Origin of the sequence: Armatimonas sp. (genome assembly GCF_043760365.1) — a bacterium.
In the GTDB taxonomy this organism is placed as follows: Bacteria; Armatimonadota; Armatimonadia; order Armatimonadales; family Armatimonadaceae; genus Armatimonas.
Genome location: NZ_JAYUPA010000664.1, coordinates 1 through 3968 on the forward strand (window position 1 = coordinate 1; position 3968 = coordinate 3968).

Annotated in this window: 1 protein-coding gene and 1 pseudogene; both read left to right on the forward strand. The window is 62.7% G+C overall.

All coding sequences use genetic code 11. From position 1 onward, the window contains the following. A pseudogene (locus tag ACH2EH_RS15420) lies at positions 1-301 on the forward strand (hypothetical protein); the annotation flags it as partial. Continuing rightward, positions 298-3852, forward strand: coding sequence for a hydantoinase B/oxoprolinase family protein (locus ACH2EH_RS15425; RefSeq protein ID WP_395142925.1), 3555 nt, complete (start codon positions 298-300; stop codon positions 3850-3852). The pseudogene ACH2EH_RS15420 and the gene ACH2EH_RS15425, both read left to right, overlap by 4 nt. Positions 3853-3968 lie beyond the last annotated feature (116 nt).

The following is a 3968-nucleotide window of genomic DNA, read 5'->3' on the forward strand; positions in this document are numbered from 1 at the left end:
CGTGGAGAAACTCATGGGTAAAAATGTACTGGAACTCTCGTCAACGTATCAGGCCATGATGCGAGAGGGCCTCGAAAAAGGAAGACAGATCGGATTAGAAGAAGGCTTGGAGCAGGGCCAGGAACGAGGGCAGCAGGAGCACGCCCGTGCCACGATTCTGCGACAAGGGCGGCGACGCCTTGGGGAGCCACCAGCACCGATCCTGACGGAGCTTGCGGCGATCAGCGATCTGGAGATACTGGAGCAGCTCCTGGATCGTGCCTTAGAAATCGAAACCTGGGATGAGTTGCTGGCCGCGTGAGCCAGTGGCGAATTTTTACGGATACCGGGGGGACGTTCACAGACTGTCTGGCGATCTCTCCGGGCGGTGCCTGGCACCGGGCCAAAGTACTTTCGAGTGGTGTCCTACGAACGGACTCTGCCCGGAACGCTCCGTGGCGTATCAATCTCCCCTCGAACTTTCTTGATGGCGTTGCCACACACACACAGGGTGATATAGTCACGTATCTTCCGGGACTCGAAGCACCCCTTGTCGCGGCGCACCTGGTGACTCGCACGCCGTTTTCGCAGACACTTCCTCCCTTGGAGCTACGCTTGGGCACGACGCGCGGTACCAATGCCTTGCTCACCCGCACAGGGACGCCTCCCGTGTTTTTCGTAACAGCAGGCTTTGAAGACTTACTACGCATCGGCAACCAGTCCCGCCCCGAGTTGTTTGCACTCGATATTATCAAGCCCGCGCCCCTCTACGCCGAATCGGTCGGGGTGCGTGAGCGCCTGAGCGCCGATGGCTCCGTCCTGCGGCAACTTGATGAAGCCGCGCTTCGTGTGGAGGCGTTGCGCCTTCGGGCTGCCGGGCACACTTCGGCGGCAGTGGCACTCCTCCATGCCTGGCGCAACCCGACACACGAGCGGCGGGTGGCGGAGATTCTGGCCGAGTATGGCTTCTCCTCGATCTCGCTCTCCTCCGAGCTGGCAGCGCTTCAAAAGCTCTTGCCGCGTGCAGAGACCGCCGTGGTCAATGCCTACCTCACCCCCATTCTCGCGAGCTACTTACATGGCGTTCGGCAGGGGCTGAGCGAGAGTAGCACACTTCATGTGATGACCAGCGCGGGCGGGCTCGTCCCTGCGGCACAGTTCTGCCCCAAAGACAGCCTGCTCTCTGGCCCGGCGGGCGGTGTGGTCGGCGCACGAGAGGCGGGCCTGCGCGCCGGATTCACCAAGCTCATCGCCTTCGACATGGGCGGCACCAGCACCGATGTCGCACGCATAGAAGCACCTGAAATCCCCTATGTCTTTGAGCATAAAGTCGGGGATGCGCAGCTTCTTGCCCCCGCAGTCGCCGTGGAGTCTGTGGCGGCGGGGGGCGGATCACTCTGCGGCTGCGACGATCACAGACGGCTCTTTGTGGGGCCAACATCCGCAGGGGCGCAGCCCGGCCCGGCGTGCTACGGCGCGGGCGGCCCTCTTACCATCACCGATATCAACTTGCTCCTGGGTCATCTCCCCGAAAAAGACTTCTCCCTGCCTCTAGATCGCGCTGCCGCCGAGCGGGCACTGGCAGAAGTCGCCCAGAAATCCGGCCAACCCGCTGAGTTACTTCTCCACGCCTTCTACGAGCTGGCGAACGAAGCGATGGCCGATGCCATCCGGCAGATTAGCGTGCGCAAAGGCTACGATCCCGCCGAGCATGCCCTGATCGCCTTTGGGGGAGCGGGTGGTCAGCACGCCTGCGCCGTCGCGGAGAAGCTCGGGATACACACGGTTATCGTCCCCCCGGATCAGAGCCTCCTCTCCGCCTTTGGGATCGCCTACGCCCGTCGTGAGCGCTTCGCCGAGCGGCAAGTATTGACCAGCCTCGAGAACTCGGATCTCACGGCGCTCCTCGCAGAGCTGGAGTCAGAGGCTCTTATCCACCTTAGGGAGCCGGGCGAGATCACACGCCGCCTCGCACGCTTGCGTCTTCGTGGGCAAGAAACGCCGCTTGAGGTCAGCATGGCCCCTGCCCCCCGTCCGACGGGGGAAGTCGCCGCAGCGTTTGAGGCGCAGTTTGAGCGTCACTACGGCTATAAACCCAATCCATGCCACGTGATTGAGCTTGAGAGCGTTCGGGTTGTGGCAGCCGCCCTAGCCCCTCCCCCACAGCCTTCCGCAGCAGCAACAAGCGAGCGTAGACGCAGTGGCTCTCTCATTATCGAAGCCTACAGCGTGACGGTACTCCGGGAGGGCTGGCAATGTGAGACAGTAGCAAGCGGGGCACTGGTTCTGCGCCAGCTGTCGCCCGACACTTCTCCTCAGGAAGAAGGCGCTGCGGCTCTGGAACTCTTCACCCGGCGTTTTGAGTCCGTCGCCACCGAGATGGGCGAGGCGCTACGCCGCACCGCACTCTCCGTCAATGTGAAAGAGCGGCTGGATTATTCCTGTGCCCTGCTTGGCCCCAAGGGTGACTTAGTCGCGACGGCGGCGCATATCCCGGTGCATCTCGGGGCGCTTGGGGTTTGCGTCCGGGAGCTAATCCGCGCCAATGCTTTTGTTGGCGAGCAGCCGATCCTTGTCAATCACCCTGCGTTTGGCGGCTCACACCTGCCGGATATCACGGTGGTTACTCCCGTCTACTACGACGCCTTGCTTCTTGGCTTTGTCGCCAGTCGGGCACACCATGCGGAGATCGGTGGGACTAGGCCCGGCTCGATGCCGCCTGGTGCGACAACTCTGGCAGAGGAAGGTGTGGTCATCCCCCCTACGCCTTGGAATCGAGAGCAAATCGTTCATCTGCTCACCACCGCGCCCTACCCCACTCGCGCCCTCGCCGATAACCTCGCCGATCTCGATGCACAGCTCGCCGCCAACCATCAGGGAGCACAGGCCCTCCGTGCCCTGGCGGAGCAGCACGGTGCCGCAAAACTCCTCGCGCTGCAAGCTGCCCTCGCAGACCGCTGCGAACAGATTGCGGCGAGCTATCTTCGAGCCATCTCCCCTGGCGCGAGCCACAAACGCGGGGAGATGGCCCTCGACGACGGCCATAAAATTTCCGTGGCCGTTCGGCACTCTGAGAGCAAGCTCATCGTGGATTTTAGGGGTACCTCGCCGACACACCCCGCGAACTTCAACGCTCCGCCCGCCGTCACCGTCGCCTGTGTCTTGTTCGTCCTGCGGCTACTAATCGGCGAGGAGGTGCCACTGAATGAGGGATTGCTGCGGGCCGTGGAGATCATCTTGCCGCCGGATACGCTCCTCAATCCGACATTTCATGCCGACCCGACACGCTGCCCTGCCGTGGTAGCGGGCAACACGGAAGTCAGCCAGCGGGTTGTCGCAGCGCTCCTCCAAGCCTTTGGTCTCTCAGCGGGCTCGCAGGCCACGATGAACAACACCCTTTTCGGAAACGCACATTTCGGTTATTATGAGACTATCGGCGGCGGCGCAGGCGCAACGGCAAGCGCAGCGGGGGCCTCTGCCGTCCATACCCACATGACCAACACGCGCATCACCGACCCAGAGATTATCGAGGCGCGCTACCCCGTACGGTTAGAGCGCTTCGCCGTTCGGGCAAACTCGGGCGGCGCAGGCCAGCACCCCGGCGGCGATGGCATTATCCGAGAGTACATCTTTTTGGAGCCTGTGGAAGTATCGCTCCTGACGCAGAGCCGAATCACCGGCGGCTTCGGCGCAAACGGCGGCGAGGACGGTGCCCCTGGCCAGCAGTATCTTGTTCGTGCCAACGGGAGTGTCGAAGCACTCCCCGGAGTCGCGGCGGCACTCTGCGAGGCGGGCGACAGATTAATTCTAGAAACTCCTGGAGGAGGAGGCTATGGCAAGCAAAAAAGAGGCTATGGCAAGCAAAAAACCTGATCGGCGAAGGCTGGGGCTCTGGCTGTGGCGAGGCGGACGGCTTCTCGGCAGCGGCGGGGCGCTTGTCGTGCTGGCGGGCAGTGTGGCACCGTGGGTGCTCTTCTCCCTCTTTGGCG